Annotated in this window: 22 protein-coding genes; 18 read left to right on the top strand and 4 right to left on the bottom strand. The window is 73.9% G+C overall.

Going from position 1 to position 25170, the window contains the following annotated elements; all coding sequences use genetic code 11:
* Positions 1 to 22 precede the first annotated feature (22 nt).
* From HZZ00_RS12375 to HZZ00_RS12385, 3 genes are all read right to left on the bottom strand, one after another.
* Entirely contained in the window at positions 23 to 3268 is a 3246-nt protein-coding gene (locus HZZ00_RS12375; RefSeq protein ID WP_180332221.1) for an amino acid adenylation domain-containing protein, read from the bottom strand.
* A 13-nt stretch (positions 3269 to 3281) separates the two neighbouring features.
* Positions 3282 to 5894, bottom strand: coding sequence for a Pls/PosA family non-ribosomal peptide synthetase (locus HZZ00_RS12380; protein WP_180332222.1), 2613 nt, complete (start codon positions 5892 to 5894; stop codon positions 3282 to 3284).
* Between the two features lie 212 nt (positions 5895 to 6106).
* Positions 6107 to 6586 (bottom strand): hypothetical protein, encoded by a 480-nt coding sequence (locus tag HZZ00_RS12385; protein ID WP_180332223.1) that lies wholly within the window; start codon positions 6584 to 6586, stop codon positions 6107 to 6109.
* 238 nt (positions 6587 to 6824) lie between these two features.
* On the opposite strand from HZZ00_RS12385, the gene HZZ00_RS12390 reads away from it, so the two are divergent.
* The 10 genes from HZZ00_RS12390 to HZZ00_RS12435 all read left to right on the top strand — a co-directional run bounded on the left by HZZ00_RS12390 (position 6825) and on the right by HZZ00_RS12435 (position 16178).
* On the top strand, positions 6825 to 7160 hold the full coding sequence (locus HZZ00_RS12390; protein WP_180332224.1) for a hypothetical protein: 336 nt from the start codon (positions 6825 to 6827) through the stop codon (positions 7158 to 7160).
* A 309-nt stretch (positions 7161 to 7469) separates the two neighbouring features.
* Positions 7470 to 8222: a dienelactone hydrolase family protein gene (locus tag HZZ00_RS12395; RefSeq protein ID WP_180332225.1), complete on the top strand. Its 753-nt coding sequence runs from the start codon at positions 7470 to 7472 to the stop codon at positions 8220 to 8222.
* A gap of 124 nt (positions 8223 to 8346) precedes the next feature.
* Complete coding sequence (locus tag HZZ00_RS12400) at positions 8347 to 8964, top strand: TetR/AcrR family transcriptional regulator (protein ID WP_180332226.1); 618 nt, start codon at positions 8347 to 8349, stop codon at positions 8962 to 8964.
* A 111-nt stretch (positions 8965 to 9075) separates the two neighbouring features.
* Entirely contained in the window at positions 9076 to 10305 is a 1230-nt protein-coding gene (locus HZZ00_RS12405) for a cytochrome P450 (RefSeq protein WP_180332227.1), read from the top strand.
* A gap of 35 nt (positions 10306 to 10340) precedes the next feature.
* The gene (locus HZZ00_RS12410) at positions 10341 to 10535 is read left to right on the top strand and encodes a ferredoxin (protein ID WP_070028092.1); all 195 of its coding nucleotides are present in this window, start codon (positions 10341 to 10343) and stop codon (positions 10533 to 10535) included.
* Positions 10532 to 11767 carry an NAD(P)/FAD-dependent oxidoreductase gene (locus HZZ00_RS12415; protein ID WP_180332228.1) on the top strand — a complete coding sequence of 412 codons (1236 nt, stop codon included), beginning with the start codon at positions 10532 to 10534 and terminating at the stop codon, positions 11765 to 11767. Before HZZ00_RS12410 ends, HZZ00_RS12415 begins: the two co-directional genes overlap by 4 nt.
* Before the next feature lie 88 nt (positions 11768 to 11855).
* Positions 11856 to 13739 (top strand): molecular chaperone DnaK, encoded by a 1884-nt coding sequence (dnaK, locus tag HZZ00_RS12420; RefSeq protein WP_180332229.1) that lies wholly within the window; start codon positions 11856 to 11858, stop codon positions 13737 to 13739.
* Between the two features lie 2 nt (positions 13740 to 13741).
* A complete protein-coding gene (grpE, locus tag HZZ00_RS12425; protein WP_180332230.1) occupies positions 13742 to 14200 on the top strand; it encodes a nucleotide exchange factor GrpE in 459 nt (152 codons plus the stop codon).
* 176 nt (positions 14201 to 14376) lie between these two features.
* A complete protein-coding gene (locus tag HZZ00_RS12430; protein ID WP_180332231.1) occupies positions 14377 to 15615 on the top strand; it encodes an MFS transporter in 1239 nt (412 codons plus the stop codon).
* Positions 15616 to 15638: 23 nt separating this feature from the next.
* Positions 15639 to 16178, top strand: coding sequence for a GNAT family N-acetyltransferase (locus HZZ00_RS12435; protein ID WP_180332232.1), 540 nt, complete (start codon positions 15639 to 15641; stop codon positions 16176 to 16178).
* Between the two features lie 56 nt (positions 16179 to 16234).
* On the opposite strand, the gene HZZ00_RS12440 is transcribed toward HZZ00_RS12435, so the two are convergent.
* The gene (locus tag HZZ00_RS12440) at positions 16235 to 17659 is read right to left on the bottom strand and encodes a PLP-dependent aminotransferase family protein (protein WP_180332233.1); all 1425 of its coding nucleotides are present in this window, start codon (positions 17657 to 17659) and stop codon (positions 16235 to 16237) included.
* 46 nt (positions 17660 to 17705) lie between these two features.
* On the opposite strand from HZZ00_RS12440, the gene HZZ00_RS12445 reads away from it, so the two are divergent.
* The 8 genes from HZZ00_RS12445 (at position 17706) to HZZ00_RS12480 (ending at position 25100) form a co-directional block, all read left to right on the top strand.
* Positions 17706 to 18914 (top strand): MFS transporter, encoded by a 1209-nt coding sequence (locus HZZ00_RS12445; protein WP_180332234.1) that lies wholly within the window; start codon positions 17706 to 17708, stop codon positions 18912 to 18914.
* 25 nt (positions 18915 to 18939) lie between these two features.
* A complete protein-coding gene (locus HZZ00_RS12450) occupies positions 18940 to 19206 on the top strand; it encodes an FAD-dependent oxidoreductase (RefSeq protein ID WP_180332235.1) in 267 nt (88 codons plus the stop codon).
* Between the two features lie 177 nt (positions 19207 to 19383).
* Positions 19384 to 20001, top strand: coding sequence for a helix-turn-helix domain-containing protein (locus HZZ00_RS12455; protein ID WP_180332236.1), 618 nt, complete (start codon positions 19384 to 19386; stop codon positions 19999 to 20001).
* A 105-nt stretch (positions 20002 to 20106) separates the two neighbouring features.
* Positions 20107 to 21306 (top strand): FAD-binding oxidoreductase, encoded by a 1200-nt coding sequence (locus HZZ00_RS12460; RefSeq protein WP_180332237.1) that lies wholly within the window; start codon positions 20107 to 20109, stop codon positions 21304 to 21306.
* Positions 21303 to 21659 (top strand): (2Fe-2S)-binding protein, encoded by a 357-nt coding sequence (locus tag HZZ00_RS12465; protein ID WP_180332238.1) that lies wholly within the window; start codon positions 21303 to 21305, stop codon positions 21657 to 21659. Before HZZ00_RS12460 ends, HZZ00_RS12465 begins: the two co-directional genes overlap by 4 nt.
* Positions 21656 to 23167, top strand: coding sequence for an FAD-dependent oxidoreductase (locus HZZ00_RS12470; protein WP_180332239.1), 1512 nt, complete (start codon positions 21656 to 21658; stop codon positions 23165 to 23167). Before HZZ00_RS12465 ends, HZZ00_RS12470 begins: the two co-directional genes overlap by 4 nt.
* Positions 23164 to 24099, top strand: a complete 936-nt coding sequence (locus HZZ00_RS12475; protein ID WP_180332240.1) for a dihydrodipicolinate synthase family protein — start codon at positions 23164 to 23166, stop codon at positions 24097 to 24099. The genes HZZ00_RS12470 and HZZ00_RS12475 overlap by 4 nt, the downstream gene beginning before the upstream one ends.
* Entirely contained in the window at positions 24099 to 25100 is a 1002-nt protein-coding gene (locus HZZ00_RS12480; RefSeq protein WP_180332241.1) for a proline racemase family protein, read from the top strand. Before HZZ00_RS12475 ends, HZZ00_RS12480 begins: the two co-directional genes overlap by 1 nt.
* Positions 25101 to 25170 lie beyond the last annotated feature (70 nt).

The raw sequence follows: 25170 nt of genomic DNA on the forward strand, positions 1-25170 counted from the left end.
CCGTCTGGAGGTTCCGGCTGGCTCAGGACGTGGCCAGGGGCACGGCGGCCCGCAGCACGGCCCGCGCCGCCTCGGCCGGCCGGGTGCGTGGGAAGTAGTGGCCCCCGTCGGCGAGTTCGTGCAGCTCCACCTGTTCGGCCAGGCGCAGCCAGTCCCGGTGGAGCGCCGCGGAGCCGGCGGTGTGCGGGTCGTCGGCCGCGACGACCACCGTGACCGGCGCGGACAGCCTGGGCGGCTCGGGGGTGTCCAGGGCCGCGCGGAAGTAGTGGTGCGCGGCCACGCAGTCGTGCCGGTAGGCGGCGCCGATGTGCTCTGCGTGCGCCTCGTTCAGCTCGGCGAGTTCGGTGTAGCCGCCGTCCGCGGTGAGCCGGGCCGCGATCTCGGCGTCACCGAGTCCGCCGAGTTCCGCGACGGCCGCCGCTCGCTGCTCGGCGGTGCCGAGGAGCTGGGCGCCGATGAACACCCGGGTGACGCGCACGCCCCGGTCCGCGAGGCGCCGGGCGGTCTCGATCGCGGGCGCGGCACCCGAGGAGTGGCCCCACAGCATCACCCGGGTCAGCCCGCGCGCGACGATCTCCGCGGTGACCTGCTCGGCCACCTGGGCGATCGAGGCGAACGGCTCCCGGTGCGCGGCCACGTCGTGGCCCGGCAGGTCCACCGCGAGGACGGTCAGCCCGCTGTCCGCGAGCGCGCTCGCCAGCGGCCGGAAGTTGACCGCGTTGCCGCCCGCGTGGGGGAAGCACACCAGTGCGCCCTCCGCACCGTCCCCCTCGGTGAGCGGTTGCAGCAGCTCCCCGTGCCGGCGGGCCGTGTCGTCCAGCAGCGCGGCCAGATCGGCGAGGACCGGGGTGCGGGTGATGTCCTTGAGGGACACCGCCCGCTCCAGCTCGATGCTGAGCTTGACCGCGGTCAGCGAGGTGCCGCCGGACTCGAAGAAGTGGTCGGTGCGGCCGACCTGTTCGGCGGGTACGCCCAGCACCTTCGCCCAGGCCGCCGCGAGCCGCCGCTCGGCCGCGCCGAGCGGAGCCTTTCCGGCCTCGGCCACGGCAGGCGCGGCCCGCTGGGCCAGGGCGGTCAGTGCCTTGCGGTCGATCTTGCCGTTGGCGGTCAGCGGCAGGGCGTCCCGCCAGTGGTAGCCCGAGGGGACCATATAGGCGGGGAGCACCGCGCCGAGCGCCTCGCGCAGCTCCTCGTCCGGCCGGGGCGCACCCGCGCAGAAGGCGATCAGGTGCCTGCTCCCGCCGGCCCGCTCGGTGACCACCACCGCCGCGTCCCGCACCCCGGCCACGCGCAGCAGCGCGTTCTCGATCTCCCCGATCTCGATGCGGAAGCCGCGGATCTTCACCTGGTTGTCCCGGCGGCCCAGGAACTCCAGCTTGCCGTCCGGGTGCCAGCGCCCCCAGTCACCGCCCAGGTAGAGCCGCTCACCGGGCCGGTACGGGTCCGCGCGGTACGCCTCCCTGGTCCGCTCGGGGTCGTTGACGTACCCGCGGCCCACGCAGACACCGGAGAACGCGATCAGGCCCGGAGCGCCCAGCGGCACCAGCCGCAGCCGCTCGTCCACGACGAGGACGCGTACGTTGTTCACCGCGCGCCCCAGCAGCACCCGCTCCGGCACCCGGTCCAGGACCTCGTGGTTGGTGTCGTCCGACGTCTCGGTCAGGCCGTAGGCGTTGAGCAGCCGGATGCCCGGCTGGATCGCGAACCAGCGCTGCACCAGCTCCCGTTTGAGCGCCTCGCCGGTCACCGACACACAGCGCAGCCGCGGCAGTTCGCGCGGGTGCTGCTCCAGGTAGGAGACCACGACCTCCAGATAGGAGGGCACGAGCTGGGCCACCGCGACCCGCCCGTCGGCCAGCGTGTCCACGAAGCGCTCCACGTCCGTGATCACGTCCTGCGGGACCAGCAGGGTCCGCCCGCCGACCAGCAGTGCGGACACCAGCTGCCACAGGGAGATGTCGAAGCACTGGGGCGCGGTCTGTGCCACCACCGAGCCCTCGCCGATCCCCAGGTCGTCGATCTTGGCGAAGAGATGGTTGAGCAGGCCCGCGTGCTCGCACATCGCCCCCTTCGGCTCGCCGGTGGAGCCGGAGGTGAAGTAGATGTACGCCAACTGGCCGGCGTCCACCGGCACCCGCGGGTCGTCCTCGGCGTGCGGCTCCGCGTACGCCTCCGTCACCAGCAGCCGCCGTGCGCCCGGGACCGAGGCCAGCGCCTCGTCCAGGGTGCCGGTGCTGCCGGACTCGGTGAGCACCAGCCGGCAGTCCGCGCGCGACAGCGTCGCCGCGATGCGGCCGGCCGGGAAGTGCGGCTCGATCGGCAGGTAGGCGCCGCCCGCCTTGAACACCGCGAGCGTCGCCGCCAGCCAGTCGAGGTCGCGCTCCATGACGACGGCGACCACGTCCTCGCGGCCCAGCCCCCGGTCGAGCAGGGCCCGCGCCAGCCGGTTGGCGCGCCGGTTCAACTCGTCGTACGTCCACTCCCGCTCGCCCTGTACGGCCGCCACGGCCCCGGGGTGCGCCCGGACCCGCTGCTCGAACAGCTCGTGCGCCCGGGCGTCGGGCAGCGGCCGGTGCGGTCCGGCCAGCCCCTCCAGCTGCTCGCGCACCTCGTCGGCCGACAGCAGGCTGCCCGCGTCGTGGTCGGCGTCCGGGTCGGTGGCCAGCAGGCCGAGCGCCGTCAGGTGGTAGCCGCCGACCCGGGCGGCGGCCGCCGCGTCCAGGACGTCGGTGCGGTGGGCCAGCCGCAGCACCAGCCGGCCGCCCCGCTCCGACCAGCGCACGTGCAGCACACCGTCGTCGGCGTGGTTCTCGTCGGCGCCGATCGGCCCGAACACCACCTCGTACGGCGGCTCGGCCAGCCCGAGTTCGCGGCGCAGCTTCTCCACCGGGAACTCCCGGTGCGCGAGCACCTCCGCCTCGGCGTGCTCGGCCGCCGCCGCCAGCTCCCGCCACGACCCCGGGCGGACGGCGAGCCGGCAGGGCAGCGGCTCGCCCCGCACCCCGGTGGTGTAGCCGGTCACCACCTCCGGCTCGCCGGACAGCGCGGCCAGCACCTTGGCGTGCGCGGCCAGCAGCAGCGCGCTGACCGGCACCCCCTGGCGGCGCACCAGCTCGCGCACCGCCGTCGCCACCTCGTCCGGCACCGGCAGCTCCTGCTCGGCCGTCCCGGGGGCCGGGCGCGCCGCCCAGCGCGGCACCGTGGTGGCACCCCCGGCGGTCAGGACCCGCTGCCAGAACTCCCGGTCCGCTTCCACGCGCGTTCCCATCGAAAGGCCTTCCTCAACTCACGGTCGCCGCAGCGGCGTTGACGTCTGACGTGGCGGGGACGGGGGCGCCGGGCGGGCCGTCGGCCACCGGCATCTCCACCGCCGGGTTGCCGCCCCACCGCGCGTGCGCGGGGACCTCCTCGCCCTTCATGAGGAAGGAGTCGGCGGCCAGCACCGCGCCCTCGCCCATCGTCACGCCGTAGTGGACGTGGGCGGAGACGCCGAGCGTGCAGCCCGCGCCGAGCCTGATGTAGTCGGACTTGAAGGTGCCGTCCTCCTGCGAGTGGCACTGGACCTTGCTGCCGGCGTTGAGGGTGCAGTGGTCACCGATGACCGCGAGGGTCCGGTCGGTCACGTAGCAGCCGTCGTCGAACACCATGCGGCCCACGCGCACGCCCATCAGCCGCCACACCAGGCTCTTGAAGGGCGTTCCGTTGAAGATGTTCAGCCACTGCGAGGGGACCTTCCAGAGCCGCTCGATCTGCCAGAAGGTCCGGTCGTAGATGGAGCACAACTCGGGCCGCAGGCCCCGAAACTTCGTCAGGCAGCGCTCCAGCACGATGTAGTACACGGTGGAGAAGGTGAGCGTCAGCGCCAGGTAACCCGCTATCACCACGTTCCCGATCGTGCCGTACAGATCCACCGAGGCGAGTGCGAGCAGGGTGAGCCCGAAGACGTGCAGCCAGCGCGCGAACAGCATCCAGGCCATCGAGCGCAGGTTGTAGCGGTTCTTCGACCCGAGCCGGCGGCGCAGTTCGTCGCCCTCGCGCAGATGGTCGAAGCGGGCGTCGCGGTCGACCGAGCGCGGGATCTCGAAGCACGGCGAACCGAGCAGCCCCACGCCCTGCCGGACCTCGCCGTCCAGCGGGATCATCACCTTGGTCGCCAGCAGGCAGTTCTCGCCGATCCTGGCGCCGGCCGGATAGGCGATGTTGTTGCCCAGGAAGCTGCGCGCGCCGATCGACACCCGCGACAGCTTGAACGACGTCGCGGAGTACTCCGCGTTCATGATCGACAGCCCGTCGGCCACCATGGTGCCCCTGCCGACCGAGACCAGCAGCGGGGTCTCGTGCTGCACCTCGGTGCCGAAGTTCGAGCCGGTCTGCTCCACGCGGGACAGGTCGTATCCGAGGCCGCGCAGGTAGTGCACGATGTACGAGCTGTCGCCGAACAGCCACGCGAAGAACTTGATGTTGGTCATGTGGACCGTCACCCGGTGCAGCGCGTAGTGGAAGCCGTAGAGCGGATAGACCCGGTCGGGCCGGATGAACAGCCCCAGCAGCCGCGGCACGGTGTACAGGGCGGCCAGCCCCAGCACCAGGAAGCCGACGAACATCACGAGGGAGACCACCGCCGCGTCCGACAGCAGATCCAGCGGGGTCAGCGAGTCCGTGTCCGGGTCGATCCGCTTGTCGAACAGCGGCACCTCGATGCACAGCATGTAGATGCCGCCGACACCCAACGGCACGTACAGAAGAAGGAGTTGGGCCAGGGTGCCGAAGCCGAACCAGATCCGCCGGAAGGTGCCGCACCGGGCGGGAGCGACCCGCGCGTAGTCGGTCCGGGTCGGCTCCGCGGGGGAGCCGTGCCAGCGCTCGCCGGCCGGGACCGACTGGCCCCGGTGCAGCGCCGAGGCGTGCCCGAGCTGCGCCCCGTCACCGATCGAGGTGTCGATGTCCAGGGTGGTCTTCTCCCCGACGAACACGTCCCGGCCGATGGTGACCGGGCCCGTCTGGATGCGTCCCGCGTGGGCCCGGTAGGCGAGCAGGAAGCAGTCCTTGCGGATCACCGTCCCGGCCCCGATGGTCACCAGGTCGGTGCAGACGGGGAGGGTGCGGGAGAGGATCGTGACCCCTTTGCCGATCCGCGCGCCCAGGGCCCGCAGGTACAGCACGTACAGCGGGGTGCCGGCGAGGAAGATCATCGGATTCGCGTGCAGCAGCACCTTGACCAGCCAGAAGCGCATGTACGCGAGCCCCCAGACGGGGAACTCGCCCGCCTTCCAGCGGCCGACCAGCACCCATTTCGCGAGGACGGGGAACGCGCACAGGGCGACGAACCCGGTGCCGCCGAACACCAGCGACCGCAGGTAGACGTCGGCTACGCCCGAACCGTCGGAGACCCATTCGTAGCCGGTGGCGGTGACCAGTCCGGAGACGAGGGAGTAGCCGAGGAAGACCAGCAACTGGAAGGTGCCGCACAGGAAATGGGTCAGCCTGCCGGCGCGGGTGACCGGCTCGGGCGCTACGGCGGGTGCCGCCGGTGCCGGCCGGGACGGGGCCGTCGGCGCGGCCGGCGCGGCCGGTGTGGTCGGCGGGGGAGCGGCCGGCGCGAGGGCCTGGGCCAGGCTGCGGATGGTCGGATACCGGTAGATGTCCCGCATGGACGGGGACGGCAGATCCGGCCGCTTGCGGACCCGGGCGCAGAACTGGGCCATGACCAGGGAGTTGGCGCCGAGGTCGGTGAAGAAGTGGCTGTCCAAGGGGACGTGTTCGGCTTCGACGAGCTCGGCCAGCGCATCCGCGAGTCTGCTCTCGGTCTCTGTTCCGTCCGGGCCGGCGCCGTTCACGGTGAGGGCTGGTGCGTCCGGCCCGCTTATATCGATCTCGGAGGACTGCTCCACCATTCGATCTCCTGGAGAACGTTGTGGATCGCTGATGCACATACCTGATCAACAACCGCCAATTCAGTGTGGACAGGGCACCGTAAGCCTGTCATTTCGAGCCAATCGCCCGACTCGCCGGAAATGCCCGATGGAACCGTGTTCCTTGGCTGTTCGGGGCCTGGCGGGCGCCGCGGATCACCCGAATGGGCGTTCACTCGTGCGGCAGGGGGATGTCAGTACCGCAGGGTCGTGCCGACGGCCGCCCGTACTGCGCCGTGCAGCCGGTGGTTGCCGCGTGCGGTGCCCTGGCCGGTGGAGCGGGGGGCGACGTTCCCGATCAACACCACGGCCACGTCCAGCAGATTGCCGGCGCGGTCGGTGAAGTCGACCTGGACGGCGAAGGACTTGGCGGAGCCCGCGGTGTTGCGGGCGACGACCCTGGTCGCGGCCCGGCCGTCGCCACCGAGGGTGACGGCGCCGAGCCGCACCTCGTTCCTGGCGTCCACCCCGGCCCCGGCCGCGGCGATGCCGCGCTCGGCCTCGGCCCCGGCCCCGGCGAAAGCGTCGCCGGCGTCCCGGGCGGCGCGGGACGCCGCGGCGGAGGCCGGGCCCGCCGGTCCGGCGGAGCCCGGGAGCCCCGGGGCGCATCCCGTCACGACCGTGGCCAGGACCAGCGCCGCCCCGGCCGCACCCCGCCCGCCGTGCCCTGCCATGCGTGACTCCCGTGCCCTCGAAGCGATGCGTTCCGCCCAGTGAAGGGCGGGCGGCCGGGCCCCGCACACCGGGTGCGACACCCGGCCGAAACCGGCACCCGAAAGGACCCTCGAACGCCTCTGAACAGGCGATCCGCCAGGCGCGGGCGTCCTCACCGGGCGGGCCGGGGCGGTCTGTCGGATAGTGGGGAGGGGACCAGGTCCCAGGCAGCAGCCCGTCCCGGCACAGGAGGCCCGGATGCCCTCTTCACGGTCGCTGGCCGCGCTCACCGGCATCGCACTGCTCGGCGTCGCGCTCACCGCCTGCCAGGACCAGGCGTCCGGCCAGATCGTGGCCCGGCGCGACGGACGTATCGTGCAGAGCCTCACGAACCCGCCGAGCCATGGATGCCACCGCTTCCCCGAGGCCGTCACCCAGGTCACCAACCAGACCCAGAACCGGCTCCTGCTGTACACGACGCCCGACTGCACCGCCCCCGCGGGCGGCCAGAGCGTGTACCTGGACATCGGGGCGACGGACCAGGTCGCGAGGTCGGCCGGTCAGTGGAACAGCTTCTCCTTCGCGTCGGACTGACCGGAGTTCGCACCGGAGCGACCCGGAAGCCGTACCCCGCGGCTCCGGTCGGCCCGCGGGGCGTGCGCGGTCCCGGCGTGGCCACGCGGAAGAACCGCTGGGTCCCGGCGCGCGGCCACGCCGAAAAACCGCTGGACCCGGGCCCGTTCGCGCTGTTGGCTTGTGACCGACCGTGTGACGGCAGAAGGAGGTGAGACCCATGACCGAGGTATCCGCGTGGGTGCTCCCCTCTCCGGCACGGTCGGGCGGCTGACACAGCTGCCGCCGGGAGCGCCTCGACCACAAGGCACTCCCGAAAGGCAACACCTCATGCATTCCGTGCACTTCACCACGGAGTCGTCGTCGGACGGCATCGTCGAGCGCGACTTCACCGTAGGTGACATCCCCGGCGTCCTCTGGTCGCCCGAAGCCGGCTCCCGCCGCGCGCCCCTGGTCCTGATGGGACACGGCGGCGGCACCCACAAGAAGTGGCCCGGCATGGTGGGCCGCGCCCACCGTCTCGTGACCGCGGGCGGATTCCACGTCGCCGTCATCGACGCGCCCGGTCACGGCGAGCGGCCCCGCACCCCCACCGACGAGCGGGAGGTCGCGGCCCTGCGGCGGGCCCAGGAGACCGGCGAGCCGGTCGGCCCGGTCGTCGTCCGCTACAACGCCCACCTCGCCGAACGCGCCGTACCGGAGTGGCGGGCCACCCTGGACGCCCTCCGGCGGCTGCCCGAGATCGGCGCCCGGGGCCCGGTCGGCTACTTCGGGCTGAACATGGCCACCGCCATCGGCGTCCCGCTGGTGGCCGCGGAACCCCGGATCACCGCCGCCGTCTTCGGGCTCCACTGGCCCGACGCCCTGGCCGAGGCCGCCGGGCGGATCACCGTGCCGGTGCAGTACGCGCTCCAGTGGGACGACGAGCACATCCCGCGCGCGTCCGGACTCGCCCTGTTCGACGCCTTCGCCTCACCGGAGAAGACGCTGCACGCCAACAGCGGCCGGCACAAGGACCTGCCCAGGTTCGAGGCCGACAGCGCGGTCCGCTTCTTCGCCCGGCACCTCGGCGCGCGAGTGTGACATGAGGGGATTTCGGCGCCCGGCCCGCCGGCCGGGCGCCGAAACCCGTACGCCGAAGGGGCGGACAGGATCCGGCCACCTCCGGTAAAGCTTCACCCGACGGGCGCAGACGGAGGGAGCACCGGTGGCCGAGACGTTCAAGCGCCGCGCGCCGAGCCAGTGGGGCGAGGGCGCGGCCCTGAAGGAGGAGATCCTGGCGGCCGCCGCGCGGCTGCTGGCCGAGTCGGGCCGGGAGGAGGCGCTGTCGCTGCGCGCTGTGGCCCGGGAGGCCGGCATCTCCGCGCCCAGCGTCTATCTGCACTTCGAGGACCGCTCGGAACTGGTCGCGACCGTCACGCGCCGGGCCTGCGAGAAACTCGTCGCGGAACTGCGCGAGACCCGGGCGCGCGCGGCGGACCACGGACCCCGCGAGGCCCTGCGGGCGATGGGCCGGCGGTATTGCGCCTTTGCGCTGGAGAACCCCCGGCGCTACCGGCTGATGTTCGGCGTTGAGCGGATCGCCGGGCCCCGCGAACAGGGGGCCGGGCATCCGGTGACGCTGGTGCTCGGGGCCTGGCGGGAGGCGCTGGACGCGCTCCCGCCGCCGCGCCGGGACCAGGTGGACGGCGGACAGGACGCTTTGCTGCTGTGGTCCGCGCTGCACGGCATCGTCACGATCGCCATGGCCCTGCCCTTCGAGGCCGACCCGGACGGGCTCGCGCGGCGCGCCGACGAACTGCTCGCCCGCATCGTGGCCGGATAGCGACGGCGAACCCTTCGGCACCGTTGACGCGTCCACCACGCTCCCTAAAGTTGCCTGAAGCACCTAACGCTGTTAGGAGTGTTGGGTGGTCCCTCTGCCGAGGAGGCAGGTATGACCGAGACAGCCGAGCACGCGCCCGCCGGGCTCCCCGAGCACCCCATGCCCCGCGCGGCCGGATGCCCCTTCGACCCTCCCCCCGCCCTGCGCGACCTCCAGGCCCGGCGGCCGGTCTCCCGGGTGCGGATCTGGGACGGCAGCAGCCCCTGGATGATCACCCGCCACGAGGACGTGCGCGCCCTGCTCGGCGATCCGCGCATCAGCGCCGACCCCAGGCGCCCGGGCTACCCCCATCGCACCGCCGCCACCAGGGCACGGGACGGAATCCGCGCCACCTTCCTCACCCTCGACGACCCCGAGCACGCCCGACTGCGCCGCATGGTGACGTCGCCCTTCACGATCAAGAAGATGGAGGCCCTGCGGCCGTCCGTCCAGCGCATCGTGGACGACCTGATCGACCGGATGCTCGCCGGTCCCAATCCCACCGACCTGGTCGAGGCGTTCGCGCTGCCCGTGCCCAGTCTGGTGATCTGCGCCCTGCTCGGCGTGCCCTACGAGGATCACGACTTCTTCCAGCGCAACACCCAGGTCCTGGTGCGCCGCACCTCGGCCGAGGACGACGTGCGCGCGGCGTCCGAGGCGCTCACCGCCTACCTGGACGACCTGCTGGCCGCCAAGCAGGCCAAGCCCGAGGACGACCTGCTGTCCATGCTCGCCGCGCAGCGCGTGGCCACCGGCGAGCTGACGCGCCGTCAAGCCGCCGAGACCGGCGTGCTGTTGCTCGCGGCCGGACACGAGACGACCGCCAACATGATCGCGCTGGGCACCCTCGCGCTGCTGGAGAATCCGGACCAGCTCGCGCTGCTGCGCGACGGCGCGGACCCCAAGCAGGTCGCCGCGGCCGTCGAGGAACTGCTGCGCTACCTCAACATCACCCACTCCGGGCGGCGCCGCGTCGCGCTGGAGGACATCGAGATCGGCGGCGAGCTGATCCGCGCGGGCGACGGCGTCATCCTCGCCAACGACATCGCCAACCGGGACCCGGACGCCTTCCCCGACCCCGACCGGCTCGACCTCGGCCGCGACGCCCGCCGGCACGTCGCCTTCGGCTACGGCGTCCACCAGTGCCTCGGCCAGCCGCTGGCCCGCGTCGAGCTCCAGGTCGTCTACAGCACCCTCTACTCCCGCGTCCCCACCCTGGCGCTGGCGACCGGCATCGACCAACTGGAGTTCAAGCACGACGGGTTCGTCTACGGCGTCTACGAACTCCCCGTCACCTGGTAGCACTCGCACTCCGAGCGAAACGAGGAAAACAGACCATGCGTGTGGAAGTCGATCAGCCCAAGTGCGTCGCGTCCGGGCAGTGCGTCCTGGTGGCTCCCGAGGTCTTCGACCAGGACGACGACGGCATCGTGCTGCTGCTGGACACCGAACCCGGTGCCGAACACGAGGAGGCCGTACGGGAGTCGGCGGCCATCTGCCCGGCCGCCGCGATCCGGCTGGTCCGGGAGTGACGGCCGCGCCCCCGCGCCGCATCGTCGTCGTGGGCGCCTCGGCGGCCGGTCTGTCGGCCGCCGAGACCCTGCGCCGCCAGGGCTACGAGGGCTCGCTGGTCCTCGTCGGCCGCGAACCCCACCCGCCCTACGACCGCCCGCCGCTGTCCAAGCAGATCCTTGACGGCAGCTGGGAGCCCGAGCGGGTGCGGCTGCGCCGCCCGGACGACCTGGAGGCCCTCGGTCTGGAGCTGCGGCTCGGCGTCCCCGCCGCCGCCCTCGACCCGGCCGCGCGCACGGTCACGCTCGCCGACGGCACGGAACTCGGCTACGACGGCCTGATCATCGCCACCGGGGTCCGGCCGCGCCGGCTGCCCGGATGCGGCACCCCGGGCGTGCACGTCCTGCGCGACCTGGAGGACGCCCTCGCCCTGCGCGAGCGGCTGGCGGCCGGCGGCCGGCTGGTCGTGCTGGGTGCCGGGTTCCTCGGCGCCGAGGTCGCCTCCGCCGCCCGGTCCCTCGGTGCGGCCGTCACCCTCGTCGAGCCGTCCCCCGTCCCGCTGGCCCACGCCGTCGGCCGACAGGCCGGCGTGCATCTGGCCCGGCTCCACCGCGACCAGGGCGTGGACCTGCGCACCGGCACCAAGGCCACCGGGATCACCACCGAGGCGGGCCGGGCCACCGGGGTCCGGCTCGACGACGGCACCTCGGTCGAGGCCGACGACGTGCTGGTCGCCATCGGCTCCGAACCCAACACCGACTGGCTGCGCGGCAGCGGCCTGGCGGTGGGCGACGGCGTGGAGTGCGACCGGTACAGCGCCGCGGCGCCCGGCGTCTACGCCGCGGGGGACGTGGCCCGCTGGTACAACCCGCTGTTCGGCACCACGATGCGCGTCGAGCACCGGACGAACGCCGCCGAGCAGGGCATGGCCGCCGCCCGCAACCTCCTCGACCCGGAGCGGGCCAGGCCGTTCGCCCCGGTCCCCTACTTCTGGTCCGACCAGTACGGCCTCAGGATCCAGGCCTTCGGGCACCTCCGGGGCCACGACGAGGCCCGGGTGGTCGAGGGCACCTCGGCCGAGGGCCGCTTCCTCGTCGCCTACCGCAAGGGGGACCGGCTCGCCGGAGCGCTCGCCGTGGACATGCCCCCGCGCGCCCTGCGCCCGTGGCGCGCCGCGATCGCGGCCGCGGCCGACTGGCGGACGGCGATGGCCGGTTCCCCGGACGGCGCGGCGGAACCGGCGCGGACTTGACAGCAGGCGACTCAAGTTTTATTCAGGCTCTATAGGCAAGGAGGTTCGGGGAACACGGTGGGGGAGCGACGAGACAAGGAGGTCCGCCATGGCGCGTTCGGTCGGTATCGACCTGGGGACGACCAACTCGGTGGTCTCGGTCCTGGAGGGCGGCGAACCCACCGTCATCACCAACACGGAGGGCGCCAGGACCACGCCGTCCGTCGTGGCGTTCGCCAAGAACGGCGACGTCCTGGTCGGCGAGGTGGCCAAGCGGCAGGCCGTGACCAACGTGGAGCGCACCGCGCGCTCCGTCAAGCGGTACATGGGCGACCACTCCTGGCGCTTCCCCGACCAGGGTGACATCGACGGCAAGCGGTACACCGCCCAGGAGATCTCCGCCCGGGTGCTCCAGAAGCTGAAGCGGGACGCGGAGGCGTACCTCGGCGAGGACGTCACGGACGCGGTGATCACCGTACCGGCCTACTTCGACGACGCGCAGCGGCAGGCGACGAAGGAGGCCGGGGAGATCGCCGGCCTGAACGTCATGCGGATCATCAACGAGCCGACCGCCGCCGCGCTCGCGTACGGACTGGACAAGGAGAACGACCAGACGGTCCTCGTCTTCGACCTGGGCGGCGGCACCTTCGACGTGTCGCTGCTGGAGATGGGCGACGGCGTCATCGAGGTCAAGGCCACCAACGGCGACACCCATCTGGGCGGCGACGACTGGGACCAGCGGGTGGTCGACCACCTGGTGCAGCAGTTCAAGAACAACTACGGCGTCGACCTCGCCAAGGACAAGATGGCCGTGCAGCGGCTGCGGGAGGCGGCGGAGAAGGCGAAGATCGAGCTGTCCTCCTCCACGGAGACCACGATCAACCTGCCCTACATCACGGCGTCCGCCGAAGGCCCGCTGCACCTGGACGAGAAGCTGACCCGCGCCCAGTTCGAGCAGCTGACGGCGGATCTGCTGGACCGCTGCAAGGGGCCGTTCCACAACGCGATCAAGGACGCCGGGATCCAGGTGTCCGGCATCGACCACGTGGTGCTGGTGGGCGGCTCCACGCGGATGCCCGCCGTCTCCGCGCTGGTGCGGGAACTCACCGGCAAGGAACCGCACAAGGGTGTCAACCCGGACGAGGTCGTCGCCATCGGCGCCTCGCTCCAGGCCGGTGTCCTCAAGGGCGAGGTCAAGGACGTCCTGCTGCTCGACGTCACCCCGCTGTCCCTCGGCATCGAGACCAAGGGCGGCATCATGACCAAGCTGATCGAGCGCAACACCACGATCCCCACCCGCCGTTCGGAGATCTTCACCACCGCCGAGGACAACCAGCCGTCGGTGTCCATCCAGGTCTTCCAGGGCGAGCGCGAGATCGCGGCCTACAACAAGAAGCTCGGCATGTTCGAGCTGACCGGCCTGCCGCCGGCCCCGCGCGGCGTCCCGCAGATCGAGGTGGCCTTCGACATCGACGCCAACGGGATCATGCACGTCTCCGCCAAGGACCTCGGCACCGGCAGGGAACAGAAGATGACCGTCACCGGCGGCTCCGCCCTGCCGAAGAACGACATCGACCGGATGGTGCGCGAGGCCGAGCAGCACGCCGAGGAGGACCGGCGGCGCCGCGAGGCCGCCGAGACCCGCAACCAGGCCGAACAGCTCGTCTACTCCACCGAGAAGCTCATCCGGGAGAACCCCGAGCGGATCTCCGCCGAGGCGAGGCAGGAGACCGAGGCGGCGCTGACCGAACTGAAGGCGAAGCTCAAGGACGAGAACGCGGACACCGCCGCGATCCGCCAGGCCACGGACCGGGTGGCGCAGTCCGCCCAGAAGATCGGCACGGCGCTGTACGAGCAGTCGCGCGCCGAGGGCCAGACGGCGACGGGCACCTCCGGGCCCGGCGACTCGGGCGGCTCCGCCTCCGGTGGCCCCGCCGACGACGACGTGGTGGACGCCGAGATCGTGGACGACGACAAGCCGGAGGCGGGCTGACGATGGACGAGGGCCGGCTGGACACGGAGCCCGCGCGACTGCGCGATCTGCTCCGGGAGCGCACGGCCGACCTGCAACGGGTGAAGGCCGAGTACGACAACTACCGCAAGCGGGTGCAGCGGGACCGGATGGCCGTACGGGAGATCGCGGCGGCCAACGTCCTGCGCACCCTGCTGCCCGTGCTGGACGCCGTGGACCGCGCCCGCGAGCACGAGCCGCCGACGCCGGGTCTGAAGGACATCACCGAGACCCTGTGCACCCGGCTCGGCGCCCTGGGCCTGGAGGCCTTCGGCGAGGAGGGCGACCCCTTCGACCCGGCCTGCCACGAGGCCCTCGTCCACCATGTCCGCGCGGACGCCACCCGGCTGACCTGCACCAAGATCCTCCGCCCCGGCTACCGCACCGGCCCCCACCTGCTGCGTCCGGCCACGGTGGAGGTCACGGGACCGCCCCCGGTCTGAGCCCGCCCGGCCCCCGCCCCCACCCTCGCGAAAAAATGACCACGGCCCGCCGGGCACCCGGGGCTATCCTCAACCCCGGTCTCCGGGCGGGGCGTTGACGGCGATCGGCGCCGAGCCGCCGAGTCTCCTCGCCCAGCGGTGACCGCGTCCGCGCTCACTCGCCCCACTGGAGACACATGCTCGCCCCGTACCGCAGGCTGTTCGCCGCCAAGGGAGCCCTCGGCTTCACCGCGACCGGCTTCCTGGCCCGGCTCGCCCTGTCCATGTCCGGGGTCGGCACCGTGGTGATGATCGCCGCCGTGCGCCACTCCTACGCGCTGGCCGGCGCGGTGAGCGGCGCCGCCCTCGCGGCCACCCTGGTGACGATCCCGCTGCTCGGCAGGCTGGTCGACCGCTACGGACAGGCCCGCACGGCCGTCCCGGCGGCTCTGTGGTCCTCGCTCATGTCGGCGGCGCTGGTCGTCTGCCTCGCCACCGACGCACCCACCTGGACCCTGTTCGTCACCAACGTACTGTCCGCCACCGCGCCGAACGTCGGCGGCATGGCACGGGCGCGCTGGGCCGAACTGTACGGCGACGACGACCGCATGCACGTGGCCAACTCGTTCGAGCAGGTCCTGGACGAGCTGTGCTTCGTCCTCGGGCCCGTCGTCGTGGTCGCGCTCGCCACCGGCGTCGCCCCCGAAGCCGGCCGGGTGGCGCCGCTGGTACTGACCCTGGCCGGCACCGTGCTGTTCTGCCTGCAACGCGGCACCGAGCCCCCGGTCCGGCCCGCCGACCCGTCGGCCGGACGCTCCCCGCTCGCCAACCGGGGCCTCCAGGTGATGATCGCCGTCTTCCTCTTCACCGGTTCGCTCTTCGGCTCCCTCGAAGTGGTCACCATCGCCTTCACCGACTCCCTGGGCCACAAGTCCTCGGCCGGTGTGGTGCTGGCCCTGCAAGCGGTCGGCTCCGCGCTGTCCGGGCTGCTCTTCGGGCTGCTCACCCTGCGCGGCTCTGGCCCGACCCGGTTCCTGCTGGGCGTCGGGGGCATGGCGCTGCTGATGCTCCCGCTGACGCTCGCCACCGGCATGGCCTCGCTGGTCCCCCTGATGTTCATCGCCGGCATGGCCACCTCACCGACCATGATCACCGGCATGGGCCTGGTCCAGGAACTGATCCCGCGGGCCCGGATCAACGAGGGCATGACCCTGGCGGTGACCGGCCTCCTCGGCGGGTCCTCCCTCGGCAGCACGCTGGCGGGCTGGGCGGTGGAACGCTTCGGCGCCGCCTCCGGCTACTGGCTGCCCGTCGGCGCCGCGGCACTGGCCCTCCTGACCGCCGTCACCGGCCTCGGCCGCCTCCGTGCCACCCTCGCCCCAGCCGCCGCCGCACCCTTGGCGCACGACAACGCGGTCGCGCGGCAACGGAGTTGACCGCGCCCTGTTAGCGTGCGCGCATGGAAGACCTGGGATCCGTGCCATGGCCGCCCGCACCGATCAGGACCGACAGGCTCGTGCTCCGCGCCTCCGAGGCACGGGACCGTCCCGCGTTCGTCGAACTGCTCTCCTCACCCGAGGTGCACACCTACCTCGGCGGCCCCCGGCCGCGTGCCGAGCTGGAGCGCGCATTGCCCGAGGTGCCCGAGCGGTGGCCCGGGAGCTTCGTCGTCGATCTCGGCGGGGCGATGATCGGCCAGGTCCTGCTCCGGAGGGCGACGGGACACCGGCGCCCGGCAGCCGCGGGAAAGGCCGACCTCGGCTATGTGTTCCTGCCGCGGGCGTGGGGGTCCGGGTACGCCACCGAGGCGTGCGCGGCGGCACTGGGCTGGCTCGCCGACGCGCTGCCCGGCGAGCCGGTGGTGCTCACCACGCAGAGCGCCAACGCCGGTTCGATGCGCCTCGCGGCGAGGCTGGGGTTCACCGAGGTGGAGCGGTTCGAGGCGTGGGGCGCCGAGCAGTGGCTGGGCATGCGGCCCGCGCGCACGCCGTCCGGTTGAGCGCCCCGACCGCCGGGAGGCATCCGCTCCTCCAGGCGTGAGCCCCCTGCCGGGTGTCAGCCGCGGCCCGGTGTGCCGCGGCCGGTGAGCAGGTCGCCGACGGCGGCGATGCCCGCGGTGACGGCGCGCTCGCCCACGTTGCCGAAGCCCAGGACGAGCCGGGGCGGGGCGGGTGTCCGCGCGGCGCGGCAGGCGCCCATGCCGTAGAGGCCGACGGAGCGGGCGCGGGCGGCGGCGACGACCGCGTCCTCGTCGGTCCCCTCGGGCAGCCGGGCCACGGCGTGGAAGCCGGCGGCGAGGCCGGTGACGGCCACCCCGGGGGCATGCTCCGCGACGGCGGCCAGCAGAGCGGCGCGCCGTGCCCCGTAGGCCGTCCGCATCCGCCGCAGATGCCGGTCGAAGCGGCCCGACTCGATCATCCGGGCGAGCGCCAGCTGGTCGAGGACCGGTGATCCGCGGTCGCTGACGTGCTTGAGCGACACCAGCGTGTCCGTGAGCGCGGGCGGACACAGCAGCCAGCCGATCCGCAGCGCCGGCGCCAGGGACTTGCTGACGGTGCCGATGGAGACGACCCGGTCCGCCGCGAGCCCCTGTAGGGCCCCGACCGGTTCCCGGTCGTAGCGGAACTCGGCGTCGTAGTCGTCCTCGACGACCACGCCGTCCCGCGCCGCCGCCCAGGCGATCAGGGCCCGTCGCCGCTCGGGCCCCAGCACCACGCCGGTCGGCCACTGGTGCGCCGGAGTGACGACGACCGCACGCGCGCCGGTGGCCGCCAACGCCCCCACGTCGAGGCCCTGTTCGTCCACCGGCACCGGGACCGCGTCGAGTCCCGCGGCGGCCGCGGCCGCCCGGACGGTGGCGGGGGAGCCGGGGTCCTCGTAGGCCACCAGGCGCACCCCGTCGCGCGCGAGGGCCCGCAGCGTCAGCGACAGACCCTGGGCGTATCCCGAGCAGACGACGGTGTGTTCCGGGTCGGCCGCCGCCGCGCGTACCCGGCGCGCGTACCCGGCGACCACCTCCCGCAGCACCACGTTGCCCCGCGGATCGCCGTAGTCCCACTCCGCCACCGGCATCCGCCGGGCCGCCTCCCGCAGCGCCCACATCCAGTCGGACAGCGGAAAGGCACCGAGATCCGGTACGCCCCAACGGAAGTCGGCCAGCAGCGACGGCCGTTCGGCGGGCGGCGACGACGGCACGGGCGGCGGACAGGCACCGGCGGCCACCCGGGTGCCGGAGCCCACCCGTGCCACCAGATAGCCCTCGGCCCGCAGTTGGGCGTACGCCTCCTGCACCAATCCCCTCGACAGCCCGAGCGCGACGGCGAGTTCACGCGACGGCGGCAGCCGCTCGCCCACCCGCAGCCGGCCGGTGCGCACCGCCTCGCGCACCTGGCGCTCCACCTGCGTCCGCAGCGGTTCTCCGCTGTCACGGTCGAGCACGACGAGCAGTTCCGACGGCGCATTGGACCACTCGGGAGACATGGAATTGGAGCTTACCGGTGAGCTGGTCCGTTCCTAGAGTCCGACCATGACCACCACCCAGCCGCGGCGCCCGGCCTCGCCGAAGGGCCGCTCCAACCACCAACCCCCGCTGATCACACGCCCGTTGCTGCTCCGATTCGTGAGCCTGATCGGGGGCTCGGCGAGCTACTACCTCCTGCTGTCGGTCGTCCCCCTCTACGCGACGCGCTCCGGGTCCGGCGGCAACGGTGCCGGGACGACCACGGGCGCCTTGATGCTGGCCACGGTCGTCGGCGAGTTCGCGGCGCCGTGGTTCATCGGACGCCTCGGCCACCGAGTCACACTCGGCGCGGGCCTGTCGCTGCTCGGTGCGCCCGCTCTGGCCCTGACCCTGTACTCCGGCATCGGCTGGATCACGGCGGTCTGTCTGCTGCGCGGCGCGGGCTTCGCCCTGACGGTCGTGGCGGGCGGAGCGCTGACCGCCTCGCTGATCCCCGACGCCCGTCGGGGCGAAGGGCTGGCACTGGTCGGCGTCGTGTCGAGCGTGCCCTCGCTGCTGGGGCTGCCCCTGGGTGTCTGGCTGGTCTCCCGGGTGGGGTACGGACCGGTGGGCGTGGCCGCCGGCGCGTGTGCCCTGCTGGCGATCCTGTCGGTGCCGGGGCTGCCCGAGCGGGAGGTGACGGCCGGACCGCGGATCGGCATCCGCGACGGCCTGCGCGACCCCGCCCTGGTGCGGCCCGCCGCCCTGTTCGCGGTCACGGCGCTGGCCGCCGGGATCGTGGTGACCTTCCTGCCGCTCGCCGTGCCCTCCGGGTCGGCCGCGGTGGTGGCCGTAGCCCTGTTCGTGCAGCCCGCCGGGGCGACCGTGGCCCGCTGGGTGGCCGGTCGGCAGGGCGACCGCAAGGGGCCGTCCCGGCTGGTCGTGCCGGGGCTCGCCGCCTCGGCGGCGGGGATGCTCGTCACGGCGTACACCCACAGCGCCGTCGCGGTCGTCGCCGGCGTCGCCCTCTTCGGCATCGGCTTCGGCGTCACCCAGAACGCCACGCTGACCCTGATGTACAAGCGGGTCCCCCGGTCCGGGTACGGCACCGTGAGCGCCCTGTGGAACATCGCCTACGACGCGGGCATGGGCGTCGGTGCCGTGGGCTTCGGCCTCCTCGCCCAACGGGCCGGGTACTCCTGGGGCTTCGTCTGCACCGGCGCGCTGATCGCCCTCACCCTGCCGTCCGCGTGGCGCGACCGTGCCGCCGACCGGGGCACGGCCCTCACCCCCTGAGGTGATCCCGGCGTGTCCCGCGCAGGTGACCGCGCGCGGCGAGAGCCGGGCGTTCGAGCCGGGGGGCCGTCTGGACGTGGTCACCGGCAACGCGGTCGTCGCGGTCAAGCCGGGCCCGCGCACGGTACGCCTCCACCTGGCCGACGGCACGACGGTGACCGCCGGCCGCGCCGTACTGGCCGCGCCCGCGCCCGTGGCGCTCGCGTTGCACGCCGACCTCCCCGACGACGAGCGCCCGTTCCTGACGGCGGCGATCGCGGCGCGGCGCGTGCTCGCGGCACAGGGGGACTGACCACCGGAAAGGCCACGTCGCGAGGTGCCGTCGGCCGCTCCGGCACGCGCCCTCGCCCGGCCCCGCACGGCGGAGATGGTGCGGCGCCCGACGATGCCCGATCCTGATCCGTGTAGCGAACGTGACCCGGGAACGTCCGTACGCTATACCGAACGGAGATGGAAGGGCAGGGGTGAGATGGTGAGCGTCTCCGAGGGGTCGGTCCGGCGCATGCTGGCGGTCAACCTGCGGCGGGCCAGGACCCGGCGGGGGCTGTCGCTCTCCGAGCTGTCCAGGCGGTCCAAGATCGGCAAGGCGACGCTGTCGCAGCTGGAGTCCGGGACGGGAAATCCCACGATCGAGACGGTGTTCAGCCTGTCCCGGGTGCTTCAGGTGCCGATCTCCGACCTGCTGGACGCCCGGCCGGCCGGCGAGCTGACCGTCGTGCGGGCGGCCGAGACGGAGGTGCTCAGCGGTGAGGGCGTCGATCTGCGCCCGCTCCAGCGGATCGAGTCGGGCGACGCCGTGATCGAGGTGTTCGACCAGCGGGTGCGGTCCGGGTGCACCCAGGAGTCGCTCGGCCACGTGGGCACCGAGCACACCATCGTGCAGGCCGGCCGGCTCGGCGTGCGGGTGGAACGGGAGACGGTGGAGCTGGGCCCCGGCGACTACGTGCGCTTCGACGCCTCGCGGCCGCACGACTACACGGCGCTGGACGGCGAGGTCCGCTCGGTCCTGCTGCTCCAGTACCGGGCGGAGCAGCGGCTCCACCTGTCCGACCCGGGACTCGGCGGCACCCACCCGGCGGCGGAGTGACCCGCCGCGCGGCGGCCGGGGGAAGAGCCCCCGGCGCGACCGTTGACAGACCCCGTGCCCGGTCTTACGTTTCCGTCGTTCGCTATGACGAACGGAGACGGTTCGATGTACGGAACACGGGCTGTGGTGCTGGGCGCAGGGATCGTCGGCTGTGCCTGCGCCCGCGAGCTGGCGCTGGCCGGGTTCGACGTCACCGTCGTCGAACGCGGCGCCCCCGCCTCGGCGACCACGGCGCACGGCGAGGGCAACGTCCTCGTCTCCGACAAGGGGCCGGGCCCCGAGCTCGAACTCGCCCAGCTGTCCCGGGCGTTGTGGCCGCGGGTGCTGGCGGCCGCCGCCGAGCGGAACGCGCACGCAGCGCGGGCGGTGGAGTGGGAACCCAAGGGCGGCATCGTCGTGGCGACGACCGACGCCGGCGCCCGCGAGCTGACCCGCTTCGCCGCCGCCCAGCGCACCGCGGGCGTGCACACCGAGGACCTCGACGCCGACGCGCTCGCCGCAGCCGAGCCGTACCTCACCCGCGAAGCCGCCGCCGCGGTGCGCTACCCGCAGGACGCCCAGGTGCAGCCGGCCGCCGCGGCCGCCGCGCTGCTCACCGAGGCCCTCGCGGCGGGCGCCGTCCTGCGCACGGACTGCGAGGTGCTCGGCGCGGCCACCCGCGGCGGCCGGCTCACCGCGGTCCGCACCTCGGCCGGCCCCCTGGAGGCGGACTGCTTCGTCAACGCCGCGGGCCCCTGGTCCGGCCGACTGGCCACGCGGCTGGGCGCCCCTGTGGACATCCGGCCCCGGCGCGGTGACGTCCTGGTGACCACGCCGCTGCCGCCGACGGTCTTCCACAAGGTCTACGACGCGGACTACGTGGCCGCGGTCGGCAGCGGCGCGGCCGACCTGCGGACCTCGGCGGTGGTGGAGTCCACCCGCGCCGGCACCGTGCTCATCGGCTCCTCCCGCCGCCGCGTCGGGTTCGACGACCGGCTGCGCCCCGAGGTCCTGTCGGCCGTCGCCGCCAAGGCGCTGCGCCTGTTCCCGGCGCTGGCCGGCGTCCCGGTGATGCGCGCCTACGGCGGCTTCCGCCCCTACGTCCCCGACCACCTGCCGGTCATCGGCGCAGACCCGCGCATGGCCGGACTGTGGCACGTCGGCGGCCACGAGGGCGCCGGCATCGGCCTGTCGGTGGGCAGCGCACGGCTGCTGCGCCAACTGCTGCTCGGTGAGCCGACGGACATGGACACGACCCCGTTCCGGGTGGACCGCCCGGCCGTGCTCGGCGAGCACACCCGCCCCACCAGGGAGGAGACGGCATGAGCCCCAGACGCGTCCGCGCCGCGTGCGACGGCGTCGGACGGCAGGACCGGCCGCTGCGGTTCACCGTGGACGGCGAACCCGTCGACGGCATCGAGGGCCAGACCATCGCGGGCGCCCTGCTCGCCGCCGGCCGCCTGGCCTGGCGGCGGGGCCGCTCCGGTGCCCCGCGGGGCGTCTTCTGCGGCATCGGCGTCTGCTTCGACTGCCTGGTGACCGTGGGGGAGGAGCGCGACGTCCGCGCCTGCCGCCGCAGGGTCCGCGACGGCGACGTGGTCACCACCCAGAGCCGGTGCCCCGAGCCCGGCGACGCGCAGCGGCGGCACCCGGCCCCGCCGGCCGAGGAGGGCGGATGAGCACGCGCCACGTGGCCGTGGTCGGCGCGGGACCCGCGGGCCTCGCCGCGGCGCAGGCCGCGCTCACCGCCGGCGCCCGGGTCACCCTGCTCGACTCGGCCGACCAGCCCGGCGGGCAGTACCACCGCATGCTGCCCGAGCCCTACCGGGCCACCCGCCCGGAACGCCTCCAGCACGGCTGGCGGGCCTTCGACCGGCGGCGCCGCCGGGTGCTCGGCCACCCGCGCTGCGCCTGGTGGCCCGAGACCTCGGTCTGGGCCCTGGAACGCCCGGACGAGCCCGGGGTGCCACGGGTGCACCTGCTGCGCGGCCCGGCCGACGGCGGCGCCCGCGGCCGTCTGATCCTCGACCCGGACGCGCTGGTCCTCGCCGTGGGCGCCCACGACCGCGTACTTCCCTTCCCCGGCTGGGAGTTGCCCGGCGTGTTCACCGCGGGCGCCGCGCAGGCGCTCGCCAAGGGCGAACGGGTCGTCGTCGGGGACCGGGTGGTCATCGCCGGCACCGGCCCCTTCCTGCTGCCGGTCGCCGCCTCCCTGCTGGAGGCGGGCTCCCGCGTGCTGGAACTGCTGGAGGCCAACCCGGCGGGCACCGTGGCCCGCGGCTGGGCCCGGCGCCCCTGGCAGCTGGCGGCCCACGGCGGCAAGGCCGGTGAACTCGCCGGGTACACCGCCTTGTTGCTGCGGCACCGGGTGCCCTGCCGTATCGGCCGCACCGTCGTGGCGGCGCGCGGTGACGGCCGGGTGGAGGAGGTCGTCACCGCACGGCTGCGCCCCGACTGGTCGGTGGTGCCGGGCACCGAGCGCACGGTCGCGGTCGACGCGCTCTGCGTCGGCCACGGCTTCAGCCCGCAGCTCGAACTGCCGGTGGCCGCCGGATGCGCGCTGCGCGGCACGCCGGGCGCCGAGTTCGTGGCCGTCGACGACGACCAGCGCACCAGCTGCCCCGGCGTCTACGCGGCCGGTGAGATCACCGGTGTCGCGGGCGCGCCGGCCGCGCGGGCCGAGGGCGCGCTCGCCGGATGGCTGGCGGCAGGCGGCGCGGCGGACGCCCCCGCGCTGCGCCCGCTGCGACGCGCCCGGGACCAGGGCCGCGCCTTCGCCGCCCGGCTGGCCGAGGCACACCCCGTCGGCGCCGCGTGGCCCGGGTGGCTGCGCCCCGACACGGTCGTCTGCCGCTGCGAGGAGACCGACTACGCCTCGCTGTGCCGGGCCGCCGGGAACGCGGTCGGCCGCGGCTCACACGTCGGGAAGCTGGAGTCGCGGGCCGGCCTCGGCCCCTGCCAGGGCCGGATCTGCGGCCCCACGGTCGCCCAGCTCACCGCCCGGCAGGCCGGCCGCCCCGCCGAGGGCGCACCCGCGACCGGACCCCAGCACCCGACGTCCGGCGGCCCGCACCACCGGCCGGTCGCCCAGCCCATCCGGCTCGGCGAACTGGCCGCCGCCCCCCTGCCCATCCCCGACCGGTCCATCTCCCGCACCCGACACCCGAAGACGGAGCAGAGTCGATGAGCGACACCCAGAAGCAGCGGCACGCGAACCTCGGCGGCGTCGTGGTGGCCACCGCGCTGCCCTACCGGGAGGACGCCTCCGCCCCGGCCGGCCTGGCCGTCGACTACGACCGCTACGCCGAGCACTGCCGCTGGCTGATCGCGGGCGGCTGCCACGGCGTCGGCCCGAACGGCTCCCTGGGCGAGTACTCCTCGCTGACCGACGAGGAGCGCCGCAGGGTGGCCCGTACGGCGATCGAGGCGGTGGGCGACTCGGGGACCGTGATCGTCGGGGTGCACGGCGCCGGCTCCCACCAGGCCCGGCAGTGGGCCGAGGCGGCGGCCGAGGACGGCGCCGACGGCGTGCTGTGCCTGCCGCCGACCATGTACCGCGCCAACCGCGGCGAGGTCCTCGCCCACTTCGAGGCCGTCGCCTCCGTCGGCCTGCCGGTGATGGTCTACAACAACCCCGTCGACACCAAGGTCGACCTGACGCCGGACCTGCTCGCCGAGATCTCCCGAATCGACAACGTCGTCGCCGTGAAGGAGTTCTCCGGTGACGTCCGGCGCGTCCTGGAGATCCGCGAGCGGGCCCCCGGCCTGGAGGTGATCAGCGGCGCCGACGACGTCGTGCTGGAGAGTCTGTTGATGGGCGCCACCGGCTGGTTCGCGGGCTTCCCGAACGTCTTCCCCGCGGAGTCGGTCCGCCTGTACGAGCTGGCGCTGGCCGGCAGGGTGGAGGAGGCCCGCGCCCTCTACGAGCCGCTGATCGCGGCCTTCCGCTGGGACTCGCGCACCGAGTTCGTCCAGGCCGTCAAGCTCGGCATGGAACAGGTAGGCCGGTTCGGCGGCCCCTGCCGCCCGCCGCGCGGCGCGCTGACCGAGCGGATGCGCGAGCAGGTGAGGGCCGACATGGCCCGCGCCGTCGACGCCCTCGGCAAGCGGGCCGGCTGATGCGGTCCGTCCGTACGATCAGCGCCGTCGACTCGCACACCGAGGGCATGCCCACCCGCGTCGTCACCGGCGGCGTGGGACCGGTTCCGGGCGACACCATGGCCGAGCGGCGCCGCCACGCCGTGGAGCACCTGGACGAGCTGCGCCGCTTCCTGGTCGACGAGCCGCGCGGCCACGCCGCGATGAGCGGCGCCGTCCTCCAGCCGCCGACCCGCCCCGACGCCGACTGGGGCGTGCTGTACATCGAGGTCAGCGGCTTCCTGCCGATGTGCGGACACGGCACCATCGGAGTGGCCACCGTCCTGGTGGAGACCGGGATGGTGCCGGTCACGGAACCGGAGACCGTCGTACGCCTGGACACGCCCGCCGGGCTGGTCGAGGCCCGGGTCGCGGTCCGCGACGGCCGCGCCGAGCGGGTCACCCTGCGCAATGTGGAGTCGTTCGCGCTCGAACTCGACGCCACGGTGAGGGTGCCGGGCATCGGGGACGTGCGCTACGACATGGCCTACGGCGGCAACTTCTACGCCATCGTCGAACTCGACCGGCTGGGGCTGCCGTTCGACCGGTCGTACAAGGAGGAGATCCTCGCCGCCGGCCTCGCCGTCATGCGGGCGGTGAACGAGCGGAACCGGCCGGTGCACCCGGTGGACCCGCGCATCTCCGGCTGCAAGCACGTGCAGTTCCTGGCCCCGGACTCCACCGCCCGGCACTCCCGCAACGCCATGGCCATCCACCCGGGCTGGTTCGACCGCTCGCCGTGCGGCACGGGCACCTCGGCCCGGATGGCCCAGCTGCACGCGCGGGGCCGACTGCCCCTGCACACCGAGTTCGTGAACGAGTCGTTCATCGGCACCCGGTTCACCGGCCGGCTGGTCGGCCCCGCGGAGGTGGGCGGACTGCCCGCCGTCGTACCGGAGTTCTCCGGCCGGGCGTGGATCACCGGCACGGCGAACTACCTGCTCGACCCGAGCGATCCGTTCCCGCACGGATTCGTGCTCTAGGCGCTCCCCGCACGGATCCGCACTGCGGACCTCCCCGCACGGCGCGGCCAACGGGCTGCTGGGACAGGTG

This window comes from Streptomyces sp. NEAU-sy36 (assembly GCF_013423905.1).
Classification (GTDB): Bacteria; Actinomycetota; Actinomycetes; order Streptomycetales; family Streptomycetaceae; genus Streptomyces; species Streptomyces misionensis.

Bases quoted from the DNA above. Each gene is read 5' to 3' on its own strand.
- HZZ00_RS12375 (WP_180332221.1), bottom strand. From the start codon at position 3,268: ATGGGAACGCGCGTGGAAGCGGACCGGGAGTTCTGGCAGCGGGTCCTG.
- HZZ00_RS12380 (WP_180332222.1), bottom strand. From the start codon at position 5,894: ATGGTGGAGCAGTCCTCCGAGATCGATATAAGCGGGCCGGACGCACCA.
- HZZ00_RS12385 (WP_180332223.1), bottom strand. From the start codon at position 6,586: ATGGCAGGGCACGGCGGGCGGGGTGCGGCCGGGGCGGCGCTGGTCCTG.
- HZZ00_RS12390 (WP_180332224.1), top strand. From the start codon at position 6,825: ATGCCCTCTTCACGGTCGCTGGCCGCGCTCACCGGCATCGCACTGCTC.
- HZZ00_RS12395 (WP_180332225.1), top strand. From the start codon at position 7,470: ATGCATTCCGTGCACTTCACCACGGAGTCGTCGTCGGACGGCATCGTC.
- HZZ00_RS12405 (WP_180332227.1), top strand. From the start codon at position 9,076: ATGACCGAGACAGCCGAGCACGCGCCCGCCGGGCTCCCCGAGCACCCC.
- HZZ00_RS12410 (WP_070028092.1), top strand. From the start codon at position 10,341: ATGCGTGTGGAAGTCGATCAGCCCAAGTGCGTCGCGTCCGGGCAGTGC.
- dnaK (WP_180332229.1), top strand. From the start codon at position 11,856: ATGGCGCGTTCGGTCGGTATCGACCTGGGGACGACCAACTCGGTGGTC.
- grpE (WP_180332230.1), top strand. From the start codon at position 13,742: ATGGACGAGGGCCGGCTGGACACGGAGCCCGCGCGACTGCGCGATCTG.
- HZZ00_RS12430 (WP_180332231.1), top strand. From the start codon at position 14,377: ATGCTCGCCCCGTACCGCAGGCTGTTCGCCGCCAAGGGAGCCCTCGGC.
- HZZ00_RS12435 (WP_180332232.1), top strand. From the start codon at position 15,639: ATGGAAGACCTGGGATCCGTGCCATGGCCGCCCGCACCGATCAGGACC.
- HZZ00_RS12440 (WP_180332233.1), bottom strand. From the start codon at position 17,659: ATGTCTCCCGAGTGGTCCAATGCGCCGTCGGAACTGCTCGTCGTGCTC.
- HZZ00_RS12445 (WP_180332234.1), top strand. From the start codon at position 17,706: ATGACCACCACCCAGCCGCGGCGCCCGGCCTCGCCGAAGGGCCGCTCC.
- HZZ00_RS12455 (WP_180332236.1), top strand. From the start codon at position 19,384: ATGGTGAGCGTCTCCGAGGGGTCGGTCCGGCGCATGCTGGCGGTCAAC.
- HZZ00_RS12460 (WP_180332237.1), top strand. From the start codon at position 20,107: ATGTACGGAACACGGGCTGTGGTGCTGGGCGCAGGGATCGTCGGCTGT.
- HZZ00_RS12465 (WP_180332238.1), top strand. From the start codon at position 21,303: ATGAGCCCCAGACGCGTCCGCGCCGCGTGCGACGGCGTCGGACGGCAG.
- HZZ00_RS12470 (WP_180332239.1), top strand. From the start codon at position 21,656: ATGAGCACGCGCCACGTGGCCGTGGTCGGCGCGGGACCCGCGGGCCTC.
- HZZ00_RS12475 (WP_180332240.1), top strand. From the start codon at position 23,164: ATGAGCGACACCCAGAAGCAGCGGCACGCGAACCTCGGCGGCGTCGTG.
- HZZ00_RS12480 (WP_180332241.1), top strand. From the start codon at position 24,099: ATGCGGTCCGTCCGTACGATCAGCGCCGTCGACTCGCACACCGAGGGC.